The organism is Romboutsia lituseburensis DSM 797, assembly GCF_900103615.1.
Taxonomy (GTDB): domain Bacteria; phylum Bacillota; class Clostridia; order Peptostreptococcales; family Peptostreptococcaceae; genus Romboutsia_F; species Romboutsia_F lituseburensis.
The window spans coordinates 99,728-122,883 of record NZ_FNGW01000004.1; the positions used below are offsets into that span (position 1 = coordinate 99,728).

Annotated in this window: 20 protein-coding genes and 1 other annotated feature; of the genes, 17 read left to right on the forward strand and 3 right to left on the reverse strand. The window is 27.5% G+C overall.

Translation table 11 applies throughout. The features are described from left to right. Positions 1-47 precede the first annotated feature (47 nt). The 3 genes from obgE to BLP75_RS08835 all read left to right on the forward strand — a co-directional run bounded on the left by obgE (position 48) and on the right by BLP75_RS08835 (position 3,254). Positions 48-1,325: a GTPase ObgE gene (gene obgE / locus BLP75_RS08825; RefSeq protein WP_092725415.1), complete on the forward strand. Its 1,278-nt coding sequence runs from the start codon at positions 48-50 to the stop codon at positions 1,323-1,325. A 21-nt stretch (positions 1,326-1,346) separates the two neighbouring features. Next, positions 1,347-1,715, forward strand: a complete 369-nt coding sequence (locus BLP75_RS08830) for a YhbY family RNA-binding protein (RefSeq protein WP_092725417.1) — start codon at positions 1,347-1,349, stop codon at positions 1,713-1,715. Between the two features lie 204 nt (positions 1,716-1,919). Continuing rightward, positions 1,920-3,254 carry a CoA-disulfide reductase gene (locus BLP75_RS08835; RefSeq protein ID WP_092725418.1) on the forward strand — a complete coding sequence of 445 codons (1,335 nt, stop codon included), beginning with the start codon at positions 1,920-1,922 and terminating at the stop codon, positions 3,252-3,254. Positions 3,255-3,360: 106 nt separating this feature from the next. Here BLP75_RS08835 and BLP75_RS08840 read toward each other — a convergent pair whose 3' ends face one another. Then, positions 3,361-4,278, reverse strand: coding sequence for a ribonuclease Z (locus BLP75_RS08840; RefSeq protein WP_092725420.1), 918 nt, complete (start codon positions 4,276-4,278; stop codon positions 3,361-3,363). A gap of 199 nt (positions 4,279-4,477) precedes the next feature. Between BLP75_RS08840 and BLP75_RS08845 the strand changes: the two genes are divergently transcribed. After that, positions 4,478-4,828 (forward strand): hypothetical protein, encoded by a 351-nt coding sequence (locus tag BLP75_RS08845; RefSeq protein WP_092725421.1) that lies wholly within the window; start codon positions 4,478-4,480, stop codon positions 4,826-4,828. A gap of 213 nt (positions 4,829-5,041) precedes the next feature. Here the strand turns inward: BLP75_RS08845 and recX are convergent, their stop codons facing one another. Then, positions 5,042-5,680, reverse strand: a complete 639-nt coding sequence (gene recX, locus BLP75_RS08850) for a recombination regulator RecX (protein WP_092725423.1) — start codon at positions 5,678-5,680, stop codon at positions 5,042-5,044. Positions 5,681-5,799: 119 nt separating this feature from the next. Here recX and nadD point away from each other — a divergent pair, with 119 nt between their 5' ends. From nadD to BLP75_RS08915, 13 genes are all read left to right on the forward strand, one after another. Further along, positions 5,800-6,486 carry a nicotinate-nucleotide adenylyltransferase gene (gene nadD / locus BLP75_RS08855; protein WP_092725424.1) on the forward strand — a complete coding sequence of 229 codons (687 nt, stop codon included), beginning with the start codon at positions 5,800-5,802 and terminating at the stop codon, positions 6,484-6,486. A gap of 3 nt (positions 6,487-6,489) precedes the next feature. Continuing rightward, positions 6,490-7,059 (forward strand): bis(5'-nucleosyl)-tetraphosphatase (symmetrical) YqeK, encoded by a 570-nt coding sequence (yqeK, locus tag BLP75_RS08860; protein WP_092725426.1) that lies wholly within the window; start codon positions 6,490-6,492, stop codon positions 7,057-7,059. 101 nt (positions 7,060-7,160) lie between these two features. Next, entirely contained in the window at positions 7,161-7,511 is a 351-nt protein-coding gene (gene rsfS / locus BLP75_RS08865; RefSeq protein WP_092725427.1) for a ribosome silencing factor, read from the forward strand. Positions 7,512-7,550: 39 nt separating this feature from the next. Next, positions 7,551-7,740 (forward strand) — a binding site (T-box leader). A 65-nt stretch (positions 7,741-7,805) separates the two neighbouring features. Continuing rightward, positions 7,806-10,226 (forward strand): leucine--tRNA ligase, encoded by a 2,421-nt coding sequence (gene leuS, locus BLP75_RS08870; RefSeq protein ID WP_092725429.1) that lies wholly within the window; start codon positions 7,806-7,808, stop codon positions 10,224-10,226. Positions 10,227-10,691: 465 nt separating this feature from the next. Continuing rightward, on the forward strand, positions 10,692-11,909 hold the full coding sequence (gene ilvA / locus BLP75_RS08875) for a threonine ammonia-lyase (RefSeq protein ID WP_092725430.1): 1,218 nt from the start codon (positions 10,692-10,694) through the stop codon (positions 11,907-11,909). Between the two features lie 222 nt (positions 11,910-12,131). Further along, complete coding sequence (locus tag BLP75_RS08880; protein WP_092725433.1) at positions 12,132-12,512, forward strand: RidA family protein; 381 nt, start codon at positions 12,132-12,134, stop codon at positions 12,510-12,512. A gap of 357 nt (positions 12,513-12,869) precedes the next feature. Then, positions 12,870-13,544: an L-serine ammonia-lyase, iron-sulfur-dependent subunit beta gene (gene sdaAB, locus BLP75_RS08885; RefSeq protein ID WP_092725435.1), complete on the forward strand. Its 675-nt coding sequence runs from the start codon at positions 12,870-12,872 to the stop codon at positions 13,542-13,544. A gap of 21 nt (positions 13,545-13,565) precedes the next feature. Continuing rightward, positions 13,566-14,444: an L-serine ammonia-lyase, iron-sulfur-dependent, subunit alpha gene (sdaAA, locus tag BLP75_RS08890; RefSeq protein WP_092725436.1), complete on the forward strand. Its 879-nt coding sequence runs from the start codon at positions 13,566-13,568 to the stop codon at positions 14,442-14,444. A 273-nt stretch (positions 14,445-14,717) separates the two neighbouring features. Further along, on the forward strand, positions 14,718-15,875 hold the full coding sequence (locus BLP75_RS08895; RefSeq protein ID WP_092725438.1) for a hypothetical protein: 1,158 nt from the start codon (positions 14,718-14,720) through the stop codon (positions 15,873-15,875). Positions 15,876-15,878: 3 nt separating this feature from the next. Further along, the gene (locus BLP75_RS08900; protein ID WP_092725439.1) at positions 15,879-17,567 is read left to right on the forward strand and encodes an Hsp70 family protein; all 1,689 of its coding nucleotides are present in this window, start codon (positions 15,879-15,881) and stop codon (positions 17,565-17,567) included. A 14-nt stretch (positions 17,568-17,581) separates the two neighbouring features. Then, positions 17,582-19,192: a hypothetical protein gene (locus tag BLP75_RS08905; protein WP_092725442.1), complete on the forward strand. Its 1,611-nt coding sequence runs from the start codon at positions 17,582-17,584 to the stop codon at positions 19,190-19,192. A gap of 2 nt (positions 19,193-19,194) precedes the next feature. Beyond that, complete coding sequence (locus BLP75_RS08910) at positions 19,195-21,153, forward strand: MBL fold metallo-hydrolase (RefSeq protein ID WP_092725444.1); 1,959 nt, start codon at positions 19,195-19,197, stop codon at positions 21,151-21,153. Between the two features lie 26 nt (positions 21,154-21,179). Next, on the forward strand, positions 21,180-21,737 hold the full coding sequence (locus tag BLP75_RS08915; protein ID WP_092725446.1) for a hypothetical protein: 558 nt from the start codon (positions 21,180-21,182) through the stop codon (positions 21,735-21,737). 31 nt (positions 21,738-21,768) lie between these two features. On the opposite strand, the gene BLP75_RS08920 is transcribed toward BLP75_RS08915, so the two are convergent. Continuing rightward, positions 21,769-23,091, reverse strand: a complete 1,323-nt coding sequence (locus tag BLP75_RS08920; protein WP_092725448.1) for a D-alanyl-D-alanine carboxypeptidase family protein — start codon at positions 23,089-23,091, stop codon at positions 21,769-21,771. Positions 23,092-23,156: the final 65 nt, after the last annotated feature.

Genomic DNA, 23,156 nt, shown 5'->3' on the forward strand with positions numbered 1-23,156 from the left:
TATTTTGTAAAAAATATAAAAAAGTCTTAATCAAGTAGGTGATTAATTTGTTTATAGATAAAGCTAGAATATTTGTTAAAGCCGGAAACGGTGGAAATGGTGCGGTAGGATTTAGAAAAGAAAAATATGTTCCAGCTGGTGGTCCAGACGGTGGAGACGGTGGAAATGGTGCAAGTATAATATTTGAAGTTGACTTAGGTCTTAGAACTTTAATGGACTTCAAATACCAAAGAAAATATGCAGCAGAGCCAGGTGGAGATGGTACAAAAGGAAGAAGAGCAGGTAAAAATGGAGAAGATTTAGTACTTAAAGTACCTGCAGGAACAATAATAAGAGATGAATCAACAGGCTTAGTACTTGCAGATTTAAAGCAAGAAGGAGACAGAGCTGTTATTGCTAGAGGTGGTAGAGGTGGAAAAGGAAATCAACACTTTGCCAATGCAGTAAGACAAGCTCCTGCTTTTGCAAAATCAGGAACTGATGGACAAGAAAGATGGATAACTTTAGAACTTAAGATGATAGCAGATGTAGGTCTGTTAGGATTCCCTAATGTTGGTAAATCAACTTTCTTATCTGTTGTTACTAAGGCTAAACCAAAGATAGCTAACTATCATTTTACAACACTAACTCCTAATCTAGGTGTTGTACAAACAAAATTTGGAGAAAGCTTCGTATTAGCTGATATACCTGGACTAATAGAAGGGGCAGCGGAAGGAATTGGTCTTGGCCATGACTTCTTAAGACATGTTGAAAGAACTAAAGTTTTAATACATATAGTTGATATATCTGGACTAGAAGGTAGAGATGCTTTAGAAGATTTTGATAAAATAAATGATGAACTTAAAATGTATAATGAAAAATTAGCAACTAGACCACAAGTAGTAGTAGCTAATAAAATTGATATATTAGAAGATGAAAGTGTATTTGAAGATTTTAAAAATGAATTAGAATCTAGAGGATATAAAGTATTTAAAATGTCTGCAGCTACTCGTCAAGGAATAGATGACGTAATTGCTTATGTAACTCAATTATTACAAGAGGCAGAGGACATAGAATTAGTTTCAGAAGAAGAAATGTATAGACCTGAATTAGATGTACAAGAAGAAGAAGGTTTAAGTGTAGAAATAGAAGATGGAGTATATGTTGTTACTGGTAAGGCACTTAGAAGAATTATGTACTCTGTTAATTTTGACGATATGGAATCTCTTCAATTCTTCCAAAACTCTATGGAAAATCAAGGTGTATTTGATAAATTAAGAGAAATGGGAATTGAAGACGGAGATACAGTTAGAATTTACGAATTAGAATTTGAATTCTACAATTAAAATTTAAAGAGGTGATAAAATATGTTAAAAGGTAAGCAAAGAGCACACTTAAGATCAATAGCAAATACTTTAAAGCCAACTACTCAAATAGGAAAAGATGGTGTAACAGAAAGTTTTTTAGAACAATTAGATGATATGCTAAGAGTTAGAGAAATAGTTAAAGTAACTATACTTGAAACTGCTGGACTAGATACTAAAGAAACTGCTAATGCAGTATGTGAAGCTTTAAGAGCGGAATTTGTACAAGCTATAGGATCTAAATTTACATTATACAAAAAGAATATGGAAAATCCTCAAATAGTATTCCCTGGTCATGAACAAGCTAAAGCAAAAGTTAAGGTGGAAAATATGACTAAAAAAGGAAAAGCTACTAAAAAATCATATAGATAAATAGTAAGCACTTGTATATATACAAGTGCTTTTTTGATTTTAATTTAAAAAATTAAGTAAAATTGTATAAAAGTATAATAAAATATTTGAAAATATAGATTTTTATGAAAAAAAATGTTAATATAATGACTAGAACTGGGTATATATAAAATGAAGAGGAAAACGAAAACATAGTAGATGAAAGGCTAGTTTAGGAGGACAAATATGAGAGTTATAATAATTGGAGCTGTAGCAGCAGGAATGAGTGCAGCTGCTAAATTAAAAAGAATGCAACCAGAGTATGAAGTTGTAGTATATGAAAAAGGGGATGTAGTTTCGTTTGGAGCATGCGGACTTCCATATTTTGTAGGTGGATTTTTTGATGATCCAAATAATATGATAGCAAGAAGCCATGAAAAATTTAGAGAAACAGGAATTGATTTAAAAACATTTAATGAAGTAGTAGATGTAGATGTTAATAATAAAAAAGTTACAGTAAGAAATTTAGAGACAGGTGTTGAATTTGAAGATTCTTATGATAAATTAATGGTAGCAACAGGAGCTAGTAGCATAATACCACCAATAAAAAATGTTAAACTTGAAAATGTTTCAACTTTAAAAAGTATGGCAGATGGAATTAAAGTGAAAGAGCTTTTAAATAAAGACGAAAATAAAAATGTAGTTATTATAGGAGCCGGGTTTATAGGATTAGAGGCGGTAGAAGCTGCTAAGAAGTTAGGCAAAAATGTTACAGTGTTCCAAGCTACAGATAGAATATTAGAGCAAGTTTTTGATAAGGAAATTACAGATGTTTTAGAAGAAGAAATTAGAAAGCATGATGTTGATTTAAGATTAGAAGAACTTGTATCTGAATTAGTTGGAGAAAATAAAGTAGAAAAAGTTATAACAAATAAAGGCGAAGTTGATGCAGACGTAGTTATAATAGCAACAGGAGTTAGACCAGCAACAGGATTCTTAAAAGATACAGGTATAGATATGCTGCCAAATGGAGCTATAATAGTAGATGAATTTGGTAAAACTTCTGTAGAAGATATATATTCAGCAGGAGATTGTGCGACTATTAAAAATATAGTAACTGGTCAAGATACATATGTACCACTTGCTACAGGAGCTAATAAATTAGGAAGAATAGTTGGAGAAAATTTAGCAGGAGCTAATAATTCATTCCAAGGGTCATTAGGGTCAAGTTGTTTAAAAGTTATGGATATGGAAGCTGGGTCAACAGGTATAACTGAAAACCAAGCTAAAAAATTAGGATTAGATGTAAAAGTTAAGTTTATATCTGACTTTAACCAAACTAATTACTATCCGGGTAGAGACAAAATATATGTGAAATTAGTATATGATGCTAAAACTAAAGTTTTATTAGGTGGTCAAGTTGCAGGATTTAAAGATGCAGTTCAAAGAACCAATGTAATTGCAGCAGCTATATTTGGCAAGCTTACAACAAATCAACTTGGGATGTTAGATTTATGTTATGCACCACCATTTGCTAGAACTTGGGATGTATTAAATGTAGCTGGGAATGTATGTAAATAATTAAATTTATTTTAATAAAAAAGAGTGTAGAATTTTCTACACTTTTTTTGTACAAGTAAATTATAAGCGTGTAGTTGCCATAATCAAATAAGGTTTTTCATAAGAACTAATCTTCAAATTTTAAATTTAATTCTAATCTATCCTCTCCAATTATCGTATTTTCAAATACACTAGTAGCATTTGTAATATAATTGCAAGGATTATCTAGAGAAGGACTAAAGTGAGTAAGCAGTAATTTTTTTACATTTCCTAGTCTAGCTAAATTTGCAGCTTCTCTAAATGTCATATGACAGTTTTTACTTGCTTTAGATATATCCATATCATCTCCATACATACCTTCACAAATGAATAAATCACTACCTTTTATAAATTCTGGTATAGAAAATAAAGGTCTTGTATCAGTTATATAACTTAGTTTTATTCCTTTTCTATTATCCCCAAGTACCATAGATGGAGTATATTCAATTCCATCCATTGTTATGCTTTTACCTGACTGAAGTTTTTGCCAAAGCATAGTTGGAACCTTGTTTTCAAGAGCTTTATCTTTATTAAACTTAGCTTGTCTTTTAAAATATAGAGAATAACCGATACATTCTGTTGAATGCTCTAGATCGATACATGAAATTTCAATATCCTTTAAAATTTCATCCATTAAAGAGAAAGTACCTCTAGGATCTTCTATAATATTTAGTTTATAAGGTAAGTATTCAACTAAAACTTTAACAGCACTCATATACTCAATTATTCCCTTAGGTCCTACTATGGTTAAGTCATTTGTTCTAGAACTATTTCCTATAGTAGATAATAGACCTATAATACCATTGAAATGATCTCCGTGAAGATGAGTTATAAGAATTAAATCTATATTTTTAAAACCACAATTTTTCATTTTCATAGATATCTGGGTACCTTCTCCGCAGTCTATGAGTATTTTTCTGCCTCTATAATTTATAAAAAGTGATGATAAATATCTTGTAGGCGTAGGCATATTTCCTCCACATCCAAGTAAAACTAAATCAACCATAAATTTAACTCCTTTTTAATAAAATAATTTAATACAATACTTATATAAAAATTACATTTATTATAATTGTAACACCTAAATAAAAAACTTGTTTATAATATATTGTTAGATTAAAGACTTAATTTAATTGAAGAAATAAACAAAAAGTAATAAAATAATATAGTAATAAAATTTAATATAAGAGAGCAAGAGGAATAATATGGATAGTAAAATGAATGAAAATTTAATTAAGTTTATATTATGGAAAGAAATTTTTTCTATACCTGTATACACATTACTTTTTAATAAGTTAAAATTAGGGTTTTGGATATATTTAATTATAGATAGACTAATTGTTTTGACAATAGTATCGAAATCTATAAAAATTGATGAAATTTTAGAAGAAGCATTTAGTGATAAAAACTCAAACCTTTTAAGTTTGTCTATTTTTTCTATGATTTGCAGTATTACACTTTATATTATGACATTTATAAAAAATAGAAAATTATTTTATATACTTATTGTGTGTGAAGCATCTGATTTTATTGTGACTAAATTATTAGAAAAATAGTTAAAACGTATTAAATAATAATTAACATATAAAAAAATTGCTTTAAAATATAAATTCATTCAAATCATTTATATTTTAAAGCAGTTTTTTATTTTATACTATCTTGTTTATAAAATTGAATAACATTATATATTCCTAATGCTAAACTTATAGCTCCGATCAGTATCCTTTTAACTTCGCTCAAAATAAATCCTCCTTTATAGAAATATATATTTATAAATCGTAATCATCTACATTTAAAAGTTTGTTTAACACTTTTTTTATAATATCATAATTAAAACCCTTATAAGCTAGATGTTGAGAAATTTTTTGATAAATTTTTCTTTTATCTTCGTTTTTTACTCTTTGATATCTTTTTTTAGCTAAATACATAGCATTTTCAAATTCTATATTTTCATCGATTTCACATAATGCTTCAGAAATTGATTCAGAGTTAATTCCTTTATTATATAAGTTTTGTCTTATTTTATTTTTTCCGCATTTATTTAAGTTAATATTAGTATTGACTATTTTAGATGCTAATAACTCATCATCAATAAATTTATTGTTTTTTAAAAAATCTATAACTTCATTTATAGTATATTCCTCAAATTCATTAGAAAGTTTTTCTCTAATCTTTCTTTCGGATTGATCAGCTTTAGATAAAATATTTAATGCTTTATTTTTTGCTTTTACATACATTTCTTTATCTAAAATTTCTTTTAAATGTTCTTTTTCTATTAGCATTCCTTTTTTTAAGTTTAATTCATATACTAACTCAGTAAATATTGCTAGAAAGAATTCGTCATTGACATATATATTAACTCTATTTTTATCTTTTTTTTGTGCTTCTATTTTTGTAATTATAGCCATAAAAATCTCCTTTAAGTGGTATATAAATATAAGTATACACTAAAAATTAATTTATAATCTTTAATATTATAAAATAAATGATACAATGTTAGTAGTATTGTTAAAAAAGGAGACGAAATATGAGTATTGAGAATCTGATAAAAAGGGCAGAGGATAAAAATACTAGAAAGTTAAAAAACTTTGAAAATAAATCAAAAAATATAAAAGTAGGAATTATGGGCGGAACGTTTGATCCAATTCATTATGCACATTTAGCTACAGCTGAATTTATTAGAGATAGATATAAATTAGATAAAATACTTTTTATACCATCCGGAACACCACCACATAAAAGTCAGAGTATAACAAATAAGTTTGATAGATATAATATGGTTAATATAGCAACAGAGAATAATGATCATTTTTTAGTACTAGATTTAGAAATAAAAAGAAATAAAAAAACATATACAATAGATACTTTGAAAGATTTGAAAAAAACATATAAAAATATAGAGATATATTTTATAACTGGAGCAGATGCAATATGTGATATTGAAACTTGGAAAGATGTAGAAGAAAATTTTAAGCTAGCAACATTTATAGCAGCAACTAGACCGGGGATAAGCTTATTAAAAGTACAAGAAAAAATTGCGAGCTTAAAGGTAAAATACAATGCAAACATAATAGACGTATATGTACCATCATTAGATATTTCTTCAACATATATAAGAAATCAATTAAAAGAAAATCATTCTGTAAGATACCTAGTACCTGAAAATGTTGAAAATTATATAAAATATAAAATGTTATATAGATATGGAGAGTAATAAATGAATTTAGAAATTATAAGTAATAAGTTAAAAAATATGTTACCAGAAAGAAGATTTAAACATTCTGAAAATGTAGCTAAGTGTGCTGTAAAATTGAGTGAAATATATGGATGTGACAAAGAAAAGTCATATATAGCGGGAATTATTCATGATTGTGCTAAATATTTAGAAGCAAAAGAAGTTGATTTTTATGTTGAAAAATATAGCATAGAATTAGATGAATTAGAAAAAAATAATTTAGCACTATCACATAGTGTCATAGGTTCATATATTGTAAGAAATGAATTTAATATAGATGATGAAGAAATAATAAATTCGGTTAAATATCATACAACTGGAAAAGCTAATATGAATTTAATAGAAAAAATAATTTATATTGCAGATTTAATAGAAGAAGACAGAAATTTTCCAGGAGTAGAGAATCTTAGACAGCTAACATATAATGGAAAATTAGATGAAGCATTACTAGAGTCTTTTGATAATACAATTAAGTTTGTTATTGATAATAAACAATTAATACATCCTAGAACTGTAGAGGCTAGAAACTATCTTATGAAACAAAACAATTAAGTATGGTAATAATATTATTAAATATAAAATATCATAGGTACAACTATAGATTTATGGTATAATAAATAAATACGTTTAAAATTAGAAAGGTAGGAAATAATATGACAGTAGAACAAATTACTAAAGTTGTATACGATGCAATAGATGATAAATTAGGTCAAGATATATCTATTTTAAATATAGGAGCGGTTTCAAGTTTATGTGATTATTTTGTTATAGCTACAGCATCTTCTCAAAGACAAGTAAAAGCTATAGCAGATAATGTAGAAGAAGAATTAACTAAACATGGAATAGAACCAAGAGGAAAAGAAGGTTATGATTCTCAAGTATGGATACTTCTTGATTATGGTGATATTATAGTTCATGTATTCAATGAAGAAAATAGAGGATTCTACAACTTAGAAAAAATGTGGAAAGATGCTCCATATGTTGATATTGACACATTAGCATAATAGTGATAATATAATTTATAATAAAAATTAAAATTATTAAATAGACTAGAGTAGTAAAAGATCTATATTTTTTCAGAGAGCTAGTGGTGCTGTAAACTAGTAAAATATAACTTTGAACTTGCTAGATAAATATCTATTTAGCCGTAGTTGGCATAAAGACTAACTAAGAGAGTCTATTATTAGACTAATTAGGGTGGTACCGCGAGAAAATATAATCCTCGTCCCTAAACATTATGTTTAGGGATGCAGGATTTTTTTATTTTTAAAATAATAATATACATAGGAGGAAATTAAATGAATGTTTATAAACCAAATGAAGTAGAAGCTAAATGGCAAAAGATTTGGGAAGATAATAACCAATACAAGACAGATACTAATGACACAACAAAACCAAAATATTACGCATTAGAAATGTTCCCATATCCATCTGGGAAATTACATATGGGTCATGTTAGAAACTATTCTATAGGTGATGTTGTTGCAAGATTTAAAAAAATGCAAGGATACAATGTGCTTCATCCAATGGGATGGGATTCATTTGGACTTCCAGCAGAAAATGCAGCAATAAAGCATGGAATACATCCAGATAAGTGGACTATGGAAAACATAGAAGATATGAGAGGGCAATTTAAAACTTTAGGTCTTAGCTTTGACTGGGATAGAGAAATAGCAACATCTACTCCAGAATACTATAAATTTACTCAAGAAATATTCTTAAAATTCTTAGAGAATGGATTAGCATATAAGAAAAAATCTTTCGTTAACTGGTGTCCATCTTGTGAAACAGTTTTAGCAAATGAGCAAGTTGTTCAAGGTGCTTGTGAAAGATGTGATTCTGTAGTAGTAAAAAAAGACTTAGAGCAATGGTACTTTAAAACTACTGCATTTGCAGAAGAATTATTACAAGATTTAGATACTTTAGACGGATGGCCAGATAAAGTTAAGACTATGCAAAAAAACTGGATAGGAAAGAGTACTGGAGCGGAAATAACTTTTGAGATAGATAATATGGATAAATCTATAACAGTATTCACAACTAGACCAGACACAGTATACGGAGTTTCTTATATGGTTTTAGCTCCTGAACATGAATTGGTTAAAGAATTAGTAGCTGGAACTGAGTATGAAGAAGCAGTTGATAAATTTGTTGCTAAAATGCATACTATGACTGAGATAGAAAGAACTTCAAGCGATGTAGAAAAAGAAGGAATGTTTATAGGCAAGCATGTTATAAATCCTCTAAACGGACAAAAAGTTGAGTTATGGATAGCAAACTATGTATTAGCTGACTACGGAACAGGTGCTGTTATGGCAGTCCCAGCTCATGATGAAAGAGATGCTGAATTTGCTGCTAAATACAATTTAGATATAGTTGAAGTTATAAATGAAGATAACATAATGGTGAACTCTGGAGAGTTTAACGGTATGGAGGCTTCAAAATCATTTGATGCTATAATAGAAAAAATAGAAGAAATGAAAATAGGTAAGAAAACAGTTAATTATAGATTAAGAGACTGGTTACTTTCTAGACAAAGATATTGGGGATGCCCAATACCTGTAGTATACTGTGAAGACTGTGGTATAGTTCCAGAAAAGAAAGAAAATTTACCTGTACTATTACCTACAGATGTTGAATTTACAGGTAAGGGTGAATCACCACTTACAACTTCAAAAACATTTATGAATACTACTTGCCCTTGTTGTGGAAAACCAGCAAGAAGAGAAGCTGATACAATGGATACATTTGTTGATTCTTCTTGGTATTTCTTAAGGTATATAGATCCTAAGAATACACAAGAGCCATTTAATAAGGAGGCAGTTAATAACTGGATGCCAGTTGATCAATATATAGGTGGAGTAGAGCATGCTATACTTCATTTATTATACTCTAGATTCTTTGTTAAGGCATTTAATTCTATGGGAATGCTAGACTTTAAAGAGCCATTTAAAAACCTATTAACTCAAGGTATGGTATTAAAAGATGGAGCTAAGATGAGTAAGTCTAAAGGAAATGTTGTATCTCCTCATGAAATAATAGCAGAGTATGGGGTTGATACTGCTAGATTATTCGTATTATTTGCTGCACCACCAGAAAGAGATTTAGAATGGTCAGATCAAGGAGTTGAAGGATGTTATAGATTCTTAAATAGAGTTTATAGATTAGTAGATGAGTTAGCTAAATTATCTAAATCTGATGCAACTATGGGTGAATTAACTAAAGAAGACAAAGCTATGAGATTCACTATAAATGCTACATTAAAGAAAGTAACTGAAGATTTAAATGAAAAGTTTGGATTTAATACTGCAATATCTGCATTAATGGAATTAATAAACGAAATGTATAAGTACAAAGAGTTAGATAATAGAAATGATGCAGTTATAAAAGAGGGTGTAGAAACTATAGTTACTATATTATCACCATTTGCTCCGCATATGGGAGAAGAACTATGGGCTATGATAGGTAAAGAAGGAAGTATATTCGATATATCTTGGCCAACATATGATGAATCTGCTTTAGTTAAAGATGAGGTTGAAGTTGTAGTTCAAATAAATGGTAAAGTCAGAGGAAAGTTAAGCGTTGCTGCTAACATATCAAGAGAAGATATGCAAGAAGCTGCAATAAATGATGAAAAAATAAAAGCTTTAGTTGAAGGCAAAACAATAGTCAAAGTAATTGCTGTTCCTAAGAAATTAGTTAATATAGTTGTAAAATAATGTATAAAATTTTAAAAAGAGAGAAAACTTTTTGTTTTTCTCTCTTTTTTTATGATAAAATTTTAAGAGAGGATATTTTAAGCAAATAATACTTTTTTTAGTTTATTAAAACATATAAAAGTAAAATATAATAACTAGTATTAAAAAATTAACGAAATTAAAAAATAAAAAATAAAGTTTAAAATTTTGTGAAATTAAAAAAATTATTTAAATACCTAAAAGATACATTATACAAGTTAAAAAAATAAAGGTGAATGAGGAGAATGTTTTAATAAATAATGCTAAGTGACGAATTGTATTAAAAACACAATTAATTTAGAAAAATAAAAAGATTACGAAAAAGCGATTTCCTGTTGATTTTTGTAAAAAAAAAGTATAGAATAAAAATTGTTAAAGGAAGAACAAATTACAAAGATTAAATTTTAAAAATAAAATTATATTATATAAAAAGGGAGAATTAATACGATGACAAAAGTTACTTTACAAGATATAAAAGATGCTAGAGAAACCATAAAAGATATAGTTAAGAAAACTGATGTATTAGAAAGTGTTAAGCTTAGTGCTATGACTGGGGCAAATGTTTTCTATAAATGTGAGAACTTACAAAAAACTGGTTCTTTTAAAGTAAGAGGGGCTTGTAATAAGATAGCTAGTTTAACTGAACAAGAGAAGGCAAACGGTGTTATAGCATCAAGTGCAGGGAATCATGCACAAGGTGTTGCATTAGGGGCAAAAATGAGTGGAATAAAAGCTACAATAGTAATGCCAGCAACTGCACCACTTGCAAAAGTTACAGCAACTAAAGGATACGGAGCAGAAGTTGTTTTAAACGGATTAGTATATGATGATGCTTATGCAAAAGCTGTAGAAATACAAAAAGAAACAGGAGCTACTTTCTTACATCCATTCAATGATAAAGAAGTTATAGCAGGTCAAGGAACAATGGCCCTTGAAATATTTGAACAATTAGATAACAAAGTTGATACTATATTATGCCCAATCGGTGGAGGGGGAATAATAGCTGGTGTAGCTGTAGCAGCTAAGGCTTTAAATCCTAATGTTAAAATAGTTGGTGTTCAAACTGCAAACATACCTTCAATGAAAGAATCTGTTGCAAATGGACAAGTTACAACAGCATTTAAAGATACAACAATAGCAGATGGTATAGCAGTTAAAACTCCAGGAGATATGACTTTTGAAATAATAAAAGAATTAGTTGATGAAGTTATAGTTGTAGAAGAAGCTGAAATAGCACAAGGAATGTTATACTTAATGGAAAATCAAAAAGTTGTTGCAGAAGGATCTGGAGCAGTAACTACAGCAGCATTATTAAGTAAAAAGTATGCTCCTAAAGCTGGAGAAAATGTTGTATGTATAATATCTGGAGGAAACGTTGATGTTAACACACTATACAGAGTTATAGGAACAGCATTAGCTAAAGAAGGAAGAAGATTTACATTCAATACAGTAGTTCAAGATAAGCCAGGCGGACTTGCAGAATTAACTAAGGTAATAAGTGAAAATAACGGAAATATATTAAGCGCTAACTTATCAAGATTAGCTATAGGTGGGGCACTAGGAAAGCAATCAGCAGAAATGGTTTTAGAAACTTTCTCAAATGAACATATAGAACAAATAACAAAAGCTGTAAAAGAAGCTGGATTTGAAATATCTGAAATGTAATTTAATATAATATAATATAACTGAAATAATACAAATATAGATAAAATTTTTAAGATAAATTTAGATTTTAAATACAGGCTAAATATATACTAAAAAAAAGATTATAATTTTAGCCTGTATTTCAAAAATATATGTACATAATGACAAATATAATAGTATAATAGTATATGAAATAGAGTACTATATACATAGGATTTATATTTATAAGGAGGAAACTGTAAAATGAAACATCAAATAATACATACTGATAATGCTCCTAAAGCAATAGGACCATACTCTCAAGCTGTAAAGGCTGGAAACATGTTATTCGTGTCTGGACAAGTTCCATTTGTACCAGAAACTATGGAAATAGTAGAAGGAGATGTTAAAGCTCAAGCTGCTCAATCTTTAAAGAACGTTCAAGCTATATTAGCTGAAGCTGGATTAGATTTTTCACATGTTGTTAAATCTACAGTGTTCATAAAAGATATGAATGAATTTGCTCAAATAAATGAAGTTTATGCTGAATACTTCGGAGAAAACAAGCCTGCTAGAGCTTGTGTAGAAGTAGCTAGATTACCAAAAGACGTTAAAGTTGAAATAGAAGTAATAGCTATAGGATAATTTTAATACAGTAAAGTGGCCAGATTAATAACTGGCCATTTTACAATTAGAATATTAAAAGTTACAATAAATGGAAGTGTCATATTAATATCTATTAAATGATTTAAATGCAAAAAATTTTAACTGGAAATCGTTAGATATTGTAAAATAAGAATTTATGATATCTGGTTTATATATCAAATTTTAGGATATAAATAAAATGTGTATAGATGTAGATTTTAGATAAATAATATTAATATAATTAAAGACCTAAAATTAACACATAAATATCTAAAAATCAAATTAATTTCAGATAGTTGACATTAAAGAGTAATTAACATTAAAATAAGACATCTAAGAAAAGAAAGAGGTAAAATAATGGCTAAAGATTATAGTGTATTTGATATCGTAGGGCCTAATATGATAGGGCCATCTAGTTCTCATACGGCAGGAGCAGCTAGATTAGGAAAAACTGCTTCTAAAATAGCAGGGAAGCCAGTAAAAGAAGTGAAATTCTTACTTCACGGTTCTTTTGCAGAAACGTATAAAGGTCATGGTACTGACAAAGCATTAGTTGGAGGAATATTAGGATTTGCACCAGATGATGCAAAAATAAAAGATTCTTTCAAATTAGCTGAAGAAGCTGGAGTTAAATTTGAATTTATAAAAAAAGATTTAGGTGAAAATGCGCATCCTAATACAGTTAAAATGGAAATGGTTTTAGAAGATGGATCAACATCAAGCGTTATGGGAGCTTCTATAGGTGGAGGTAACATAAAGCTTACTGAAATGGACGGATTAGCATTAGACTTTAACGGTTCAAAAGCAGCTGTAGTTTTAGAAATAAAAGATATACCAGGTGCAGTATCGTTTGTAACAGGATTACTTGCTCATAACAACAAGAACATAGCAACTATGTCAACTAACAAGCCAGCTAAGTCTGAATATACATTTGTTACAATAGAAACTGATGATAAGTTAGACCAAGATATAGTAGAACAATTAAGAAAATTTGAAGTAATAGCTAAAGTTGTAGTTTTAGACAAATTCTAATGAGTAAGGAGAGACAAAAAAATGAAATATAACTTCACAAGCGGAGCGGAATTAATAGAAAAATGTAAAGAATTTAATCTTAAAATACATGAAATGTGTGTTGAAAGAGAAGCAGAACTTTCAGGGAAATCTACAGAAGAAGTAAGAGAGCAAATGAGAGTTAGTTTAAATATCATGAAAGCAGCTACAGAAAAAGCTGTAGAAGAAGACATAAAATCTATGGGTGGTCTTATAGGTGGAGAAGCTAAGAAGTTAACTGCATTTAGATCATCTTCGAGAAGTGTATGCGGAGAATTAATGAATAAAGCTATGGTAGCTGCAATGGGTACTATGGAAGTTAATGCTTCTATGGGTCTAATAGTTGCTGCACCAACTGCAGGTTCTTGTGGGATACTTCCAGGAGCAGTTGTTACTATAGGTAAGGAATATGGATTCAGCGATGATGAAATGATAGATGCTTTATTTGCAGCTTCTGCAATCGGTGTTATAATAACTAGAAATGCTACAGTATCTGGAGCAGAAGGTGGATGTCAAGCTGAAACTGGAGCTGCTGCTGCTATGGCTGCAGCTGGTGTTGTAGAAATGATGGGAGGATCAGCAGAGCAAGCTGTACATGCTGCATCTCATTGTTTACAAAATGTTATGGGACTTGTATGTGACCCAATAGCAGGACTTGTTGAAGCTCCTTGTCAAGGAAGAAATGCAATAGGTGTTGCAAATGCTCTAATATCTGCTGAATTATCATTAGCAGGAATATTAAACATAATACCATTTGATGAAACAGTTGCTGCAATGTACAAAGTTGGTAAGACACTTCCAATGGAATTAAGAGAAACTGCATTAGGTGGAGTAGCTGCTACTTGCACAGGATGTTCATTAACTAAAAAAATATTTGGATAATTAATTCAAATTTTAAAAAACTGATATGTATATACATATCAGTTTTTTTTATATAATAAATCAAACTATAGTTTATATTAGGCTTATTTAAATACTATATTAATCAAGTTATTTTAGGTAAATTAAATTAATTAGAAAAAACAAGTTAAATGAATAGATTAAAAAGGTGTATATTTAAAAAATTATTAAAAAAGAAGGAATTTTGACAAAAAAATAGAACTATATTAGATGGTAGATATATTGAATAAAATCATAAATGAAGGGAGATTAATCTTGAACAATATAACTATAGGAATAAGAGACGTAATTAGAGAATTCGATATAACTAAAAATAAGATAGAATTTACCAATGATTTAAATATATTTTTAAATATATCAGCATTTAATGAATCTAGGGGTGAATACTATGATATTATAAAATCCAACTTTAATAATTATATGGGAAAATGGGAAATAGATATAAATAATAAATTTTTAATTTTATCTAAATATATAAAATGCAGAAAGTTACCATATAAAATAGCAAAAGATGAAGGATTTGAAATGATAAAAAGTGAAAAATTTATAATATCTATGTTAGTAGAATTATATGCTATGAATATTATCATGGACAATGAAAATATATCTAAGCAAGAACTAAGTAAATTCATTCAAAGTGAGTTAGAATTAAATAATCTAAAAATAGCAGCAAAAGATATTATTTTAAATGATTTAGATTATTATTTTAAAGACAAAAAATTAATGCATTTATGTAGAGAAAATATTGTAAAAAATGAAAAAAAATTACAAGATGCTTTGGAAAAAACAGTAAAAGAAGTTGAAAGAAGAAAAAAAATCAAAATAAATTTAGAAACTAAAATAATTAATAATGAAATTCAAAATGAGGAAAACGTAATCACAGATAATGATCATAATGAATTAATAATAAAAGAAAATTTAAAATTAAAAAAGGAAATAGAAAAGTTAAAAAAAGAAATTGATATTACAAGTAGTATTATAAATGAACACATGGATAAAGAAATACATCTTCAAAATGAGATTAATAAGCTTCAAAAGGATAACATAGATTTATTAAACCATGGTAAGACTCAGTATGAAAAAGCGCTAGTAGATTTAGTGAAAAATATGAATGATAATACGAATGGAAATTTATTAGATAGATTATATTGTTATTGCAAGGGTGAAAAAGAACAAAACTTAATGTTTATAGCAACAAATTTCTTTAATGTATTTAGGCAAATGGGAATATCCCCTAGAGAAACTATAAAACTAGGGTCAAGTGTATCTATAGAGGAATATTCTTTTTATAATTATAGGTTAAATAAAGATATTTCTGATATAAAGTTATGTGAGGGAACGGTTATATATCCATCATGGTTTTATAATAGCACAGAAATTCTAAAACCATATGTAAATGTAAAGGGGGAGTAGCTTATGGAAATTAATACATCGAATGAAACTTATTTTGGAATTGATTTAGGAACTACAAATACTGTTGTATCAAAAGGTAATGTATTATTTAATGGATTAATACAATCTCAAATAATTCAGATTATGCAAGTTGATGAAAATAAATGCCCTACAACAGAATTTATATTGCCATCTGTATTATATGTAGATGAAAATGGAAAAGAATATGTAGGAAAAATTGCAAAAAATATAAAATCGCAAGCTTCAAAAAAAGTGTTATATAATACAAAACGATATATAGGGAGTAATAAAACATGGTCGTTAGGTAATTCAGAATATACAGCTAAAGAAGTAGCTAAGCAGATACTTAAAACTTGTAGAGATTCTATGAAAAGATATAACCAAGGTAAGGAAGTAGAAAATGTAACTATAACAGTTCCGGCATCTTTTAATACAGATCAAATAAAGGATACGAAAGATGCTGCGTTAGAAGTCGGTTTTAAAATTGTAAATCTTATACCAGAGCCAACATCGGCTCTTATCGATTTTATAAATGAACAATCTAATTTAATAGAATCACAAAGACAAGTAGACCTTTCTAAACCAACAAGAATATTAGTTTTTGATTTGGGTGGAGGAACATGTGATATAGCTATAGTTGATGTAACTCAAGAAGGTAGAAAAGTTGAATTTACGGAAGTGGCAATAGGAAGATATGATGAATTAGGTGGTATCGATTTTGACAACAAAGTAGCCCTAGTTAAATTAAATGAATTTTTAGATTTATATAATTTAGATTATTATTCATTAAATAAAGAAGACAGAGAGAGAATGGTTAGACATTTAAGAATATTTGCTGAAAAGGCAAAAGAAAGAATATCTTCAGATCTAGAGATGAATTGTTATTTTGGAGAGAGTTTTGACCATTATGTAATGAATTTTTATGGAGAAGATCCAGTTCAGTTTTGTATAAATAAAGAAGAATATGATGAGTGTATAGAAGAATTTTTTATAAAATCCAGAGATAGCAATAAAAGGTCTGATGAAGAGAATAAAAAAAATATAGTAGATCCAATTTTAAACACTTTAAGAGATTATAATATAAGCAAAGAAAGTATAGATTATTTATTTTTAACAGGTGGAATGACTAAGTACCAGGTGGTTAAAGATAAAATAAGAAATATTTTAGATCTAAAAGAGAATCAAGTCATTAATTCTACAGATCCTTTAAGTTCAGTTGCAAAAGGGGCAGCCATATATGATTATTATGAAACTATAATAAACAGAGTAGAAAGATATACAGGAGAAAATGAATATAATGAAGAAGTAAGTGTAACCGAGGAAAAGAAGTTTGAGTTAACTAGAGTATTAGCAGAAGCAATAATGATTGATGTAAAAGAAGGATTACCAGTTATAATTATTAACTCAAATCAAGAAGTACCTTATGAGGGCAAGTTAAAGGGAGCATTAAAAACAACAAGTCCATCGGGGGTAGAAATTAATCTTTATGCAGGAATAGATCAGTATGATTCTAAGATGAGAATTCAAAGAAAATATAAAGCATATTTTAAAACACCTAAAAAACCGGGAACTCCAATTGACATAGATTTTTCTATAGATAAAGATAAGTATTTAAGGCTATCTGTAGATGTAAATGGTGAAAAGATAGAGCTAAAGCAAGAAGTAGATTTAAAAGAGAAGGATGCAATGTAAGGGGGGGGATTTTTGTGATATTAAAAAGCTTAGAAGATTTAGAGAACTATAAAAATAGTATAAGTATCCCAAAATCTTTCATTAGTTTAAAAGATATAAATGAAGTGCAGATGAGTGGTGGAGAAAGTACAAATACGTGTAATAATAAATTATTTTATTGGAATTTTGAATCATACCATATAGAAGAATTAGTTAAGATATATGAAAAATTAAATGTAGGAAATATAAATAATGGAAAGCTACATGAGTTAGAATTAGATTTAAAATATATAGGACAAGAAATGGCACATAAAAAAACTTGTCCAATTGAAGCTATTTTGTATACATCTAAGGTGATTAATAGTTTAATAATATCAAATAATTCATTAATAGAAACTATAGGTACAGTTATCGCAGATATATATAAGAAGAATGTATGCCAGGAGTATAAAGATACAATTACATTTATACTAGAAGAATGGTCATGGGATTATCAAATAATGATACTGATAAACGCTTGTGGAAAAATAAAAGATACAGACTTGCTTAAAATTATATATGATAGACATACAAAAGGGGACACAAGATTACAAGCATTAAAGGCATTTATGAGTGATGATAATGACATATGCATAGATTACTCATTGAAATTAATAAGTTTAACACAAGAAGCTGACAATACTGAAGTTCAGATGGCTAAATATTTTATACATAACTTTACTAAAATATTTGGTAAGGAATCCATAAAAAAAGCAGAAGAATATTTAGACATACCTAATATAAATAAACAAGCAAGAAAGATAATAAGTAGAGTTATACCAAGTTGTAAAACTAATGAAAATATTACATTAGATACAATGATAAAAAAAGCTAAAAATTGGGATACGGATAATGATTTTGAAAGTTGCTTTTTGTCTTGGATGAACAATAATGCTACAAGGAAAAATGCATTTTTAGCAATAAGGTATTCAAATTCACCAAGGGTAGAAGAAATCATAGTTGATATTTTAAATAAATATAATTGTAACTCAATAGAGATTGGAACAGCATTGGTAACATTAGCACAGTGGGCATCTAGAAAAGGGGCAAGTAAACAATTATTAGATCTAATAGAAGAAAATAAGTATGATACAACTAAAAAGGTTTATTGTCATGCTGCTATGTGTAGTCTTGGAAAAGAAGAGGATTCTATAGATCTAGTAAAAGAATTCTTAGAAGAAAATTATTATGATAGCCGTCAAATATTTTCAATGATAAGAGATTGTGCATATAAAAGCAGTCAATTATTAAGATACTCAATAAAATCAGTATATGATGAATATTTAAGTAGTGAAGATGAAGAAAAAGTTATAAAGGCTATAAACGGTGCTTATGAATTATGTGATAAGCCTAAATTTAATTTTAAAAATATAACGTTAAATATGATAAAAGACTATATAGGAATAAATAAAAAAGTAGATAGAAAATTTTCTGATGAAGTTTATACATCACTTTTAAATTTAGTGGAAAGGTTGCTTAATGATAAAAATAAAGATGAATTTATAGATATACTATTCTTTATTATAGAAAATGAAGATTGTAATAAAAGACTAAAATTTAAAGCAATTTCCATGTTAAAAAGATTAAGCGTAGATCCACCAAAATAATTATGTATAAATATAAAGATATTATATTAACTGAATCTGATGTTGAAAAAATAGAGCAAGATATATACTACACTTTAGAAAATTATAATATAGAAGAGATAGAAAATTTAAAAGAAATAGATTATTTTATAGAAAATATACTATATATTCAAAAAGGTAAAAAAGATTTTTTAGAGGTTTTATCCTATATAAAATATAATTTAGGTGAGTATTTATTAGCGTTTCAGTATGGATTGCAAAGTTTTAATTTTAACCAAAATAGTACAGGGATAATATACGCTACATTATCCCTTTTAAATTTAGGATTATATAGTCAAGCACATTTTACTTTTATAAATAACAAAGAAAAAATAATAGATATCATAAACTCAAACAAATCACAACCAGATGATATTATAAATATATTGATATATTTTGGAGTAGATATAACTTTAATCGATGACATTCAAAGTAATATAGAAAATTTAAAAGATAAGAGAAAGAAATATTTATATATTTTAATAAATTTAATTAGAGATAGAAAAAAAGAAATTTTTAAAAACTTAGAAAATGATATACAAGAAAAAGATTTAAGATCATATATAAATGAAATGTCAGATATTCCAAACATTTTATTAGAATTAAATTTACCTACTTTATCTGATTTATGTAGTTTAATTTTAGAATTTAAGGAAGATGAAATAGATTTTTATAAAATTTTACCTTGTGATAATCTTGAAACATATATAGGTAAGGCCTTATTAGAATCTATAGATGTAAAAAGAAATAAAATTATATACATACCAAAAACAATATCTAAATATGATTTTAAAGATAATGATGTTGAAATAATTAGTTATAAATCAAAAGCATTAGTTAGTATGCATTTATTAAGAATTAAAGATGAATATTTAATAATTGATTGTGGAGCTCACATTAATAATTTGAAATTAGAAAAAATAAATATCGAAAATTTTATAAGTGAAAATAATATTCCTAGAGAAAAAATAAAATCAATTATAATTAGTCATGCTCATTTAGATCATTATGGTAGCTTAAATACTATTCAAGAATATGTAGATGAAATATATATGACTAAAGACACTTATAATATAATAAATATCGTAGCAAAATCAATAAACATAGACGAAAGTAAAGTTAAAATAAAAAAAGATTATGATGAATTTAAAATTGGAAATTTAAATATTAAATTTTTCCCGACTAATCATATAAAGGGATCTGTAGGAATTTGTGTAGAGTATAATAATAAGAAAATTGTATATACGGGAGACTTTTCATTTAATAGGCAATGCACTACACAATATATAGATCAAAGTAATTTTTATGAGTTTAAAGATGCAGATTATTTAATTATGGAGACTACATGTGGATATAAAAATATAGATCTTCCATATATATATAATAAAAAGCTGTTTACCTATTTTGTAGATTTATCAATAAAAAATAATAAAAAGGTAATAGTTCCATCTTTTTCAGTTGGAATAGCACAAGAATATTTTGAACTAATCAACAATAGTACAATAAAAGCTAATGTAATTGTAGATGGATCAGCTATAAGAGTTAATGAGTATTACAATAAAAGAAAAAATAATGTAATTGCAAATAATCAATTAAATCATAATAAAAGAAAAAATATAGAAGAAAAATATTATGAAAATGATATTATAATAGTAAGCTCAGGGTTAATTAATGATATTAGTTTAGCAGAAAAGTATTTTGATTTAGCATTAAATGATAAAAATATGGTAACAATCTTAAAGTGTAAGACTATAGGTAAGAATTTGTTAGAGCGTAAATTGAATGCCTATGATTCAATAGCTATAAATCTTATTGATATTAGCTTATCATCTCATGCAAACTATGAAGACCTACTAAAGACTATAAATATGATAAAACCAAAAAATTTAGTAATGGTTCATGGTAAAGGAATAAAGTTGTATGATGATTTGTATAATGTTTAAATAATAATAATAAGAGGATTGATATTATGATTAATTGGGAGTGGACATTTGCAGATGACTTTGAAAATAATAAAGACTGGGATAATGCAAGAATATATATGTATAAACAATGGAGTACAGATAGGTACAATATAAAAAAATTATTGAGAACAAGTTTTTTATGTTGGACTATATGCATAGACCAGGGAAATTTAATAAACAATAAAATGATTAAAAAAGAAGAATCTAAAAAAGTATTAGACGAATTATTTAATTTTGGACTTAAATTTTTTAGAAATGAACCTGATTTTTTATGGCTTTACGGATATATGATGACATTAACCCCTACGTTATTCGGAGATGAAAATTTATTCGAACAAATTGGTAAACAATGGAAATATGAAGCGTATATAAAGTCTAATAACAACGATATAATAAAGTGTATATTTTTAGAAGGATTAGATGATGAAAGTAGAAACAAATTAGGATATAAGCAACTTTGTAGAGAACTTATTCCTATCATAGAAAGTACATTTAAAGGAAATGGATATATGCAAAAATATTTTAAAAGCTTATTCCTAATAGATATTTTAGCTAAAAGTTAAAAAAAGTAGCAAATTTAATTGCTACTTTTTTTTATCTTTTTCTTTTTTTTATATGTTTTACTTTATTAGAATATACAGATGAATTGTATCTTTTTCTTTTTTTAGATTTTTTTCTTATAATAACAAGTGAAGTTAAAATAATTAATGCACCTATCACAGCTAAAGCTATTTTTACAGTTGACATAATTGCTTTGTTTTCTGTTATTACACCAAATATACTATTTACATTATCTTTAGCAACTAAGTTTATTGTATGTTCTAATTTATCACCATTATGAACTTCTAAAACTCCTACTTTATCACCTTTATGTATAGGTAAATTTATTTTATCTAATTTTACACTTGTAGTATAATCTTTTGGTTTAGTTCCATTAGGTAAAATTGTTTTATAACTATATTCTGGTTCATAAACCAACTCGCCCTGTTTACTAATTAGAATTTTTTTACTATCTGTAAATTTTTCTTTTTCTACTATAGTAGTTGTGTAGTAATTCTCAAATCCATAATCTAATAAAGTTCTAGAATCTAAATATAAATCATTTCCGCTAGCTTTAAAAACTGCAGATATTAGTCTCATGTTATTTTTTACACCACTAGACAACAGGCATCTACCGGCATCATCCGTGTATCCTGTTTTAATTCCATCAACAATATCATATTGAATATTTATTTCTTCTCCCTTATACTTGATTTTTTCATTAGAACTTAAAAACTTATTAGTATTTTTAAATATTCTTGCATAAGGATATGCTTCAGTTGCTTCAAATGTTAATGTTTTTGTTTTTACAATATTTCTGAAAACCTCATCGCTCATAGCTTCTCTCGCCATTAAAGCCATATCATAAGCTGTAGTGTAGTGATCTTTATCAGGTAATCCATGAGAATTGTTAAAATGTGTATTTTTAGCACCTATAGACTTAGCTTCTTCATTCATTAACTTTACGAATTCTGCTTCGCTGCCACTTACATATGTAGCAAGAACATATGCTGCATCGTTAGATGAATGAACTAAAAGAGCATTTAATAAATCTCTAACTGTAAAAGATTCCCCGTTTCTTAAATACATACTAGAACCCTCTATTGGTGGTAAATCTTTGATTTCTATTACTTGACTTAAATCTGGTACATGTTTTAAGACAACATGAGCAGTCCAAGCTTTAGTAGTAGAAGCCGGATAAAGTTTTTCATTTCTATTTTTACCATATAATACTTCCCCAGTTTCGTAATCCATTAAAACCGCATATTTTGCAGTCAAATCAAGCTTTGTATTATTAGCAAATGATTTTCCTGTAGCCCCTAACATAGAGGTGAAGACCATAAGAAATGCAACTAAAATTGATAGTCTTTTTTTCATTTAATAACCTCCAAATTTAAAACTTATATTTTAGTATAACACATTTTAGTCAATAATTAAAATGA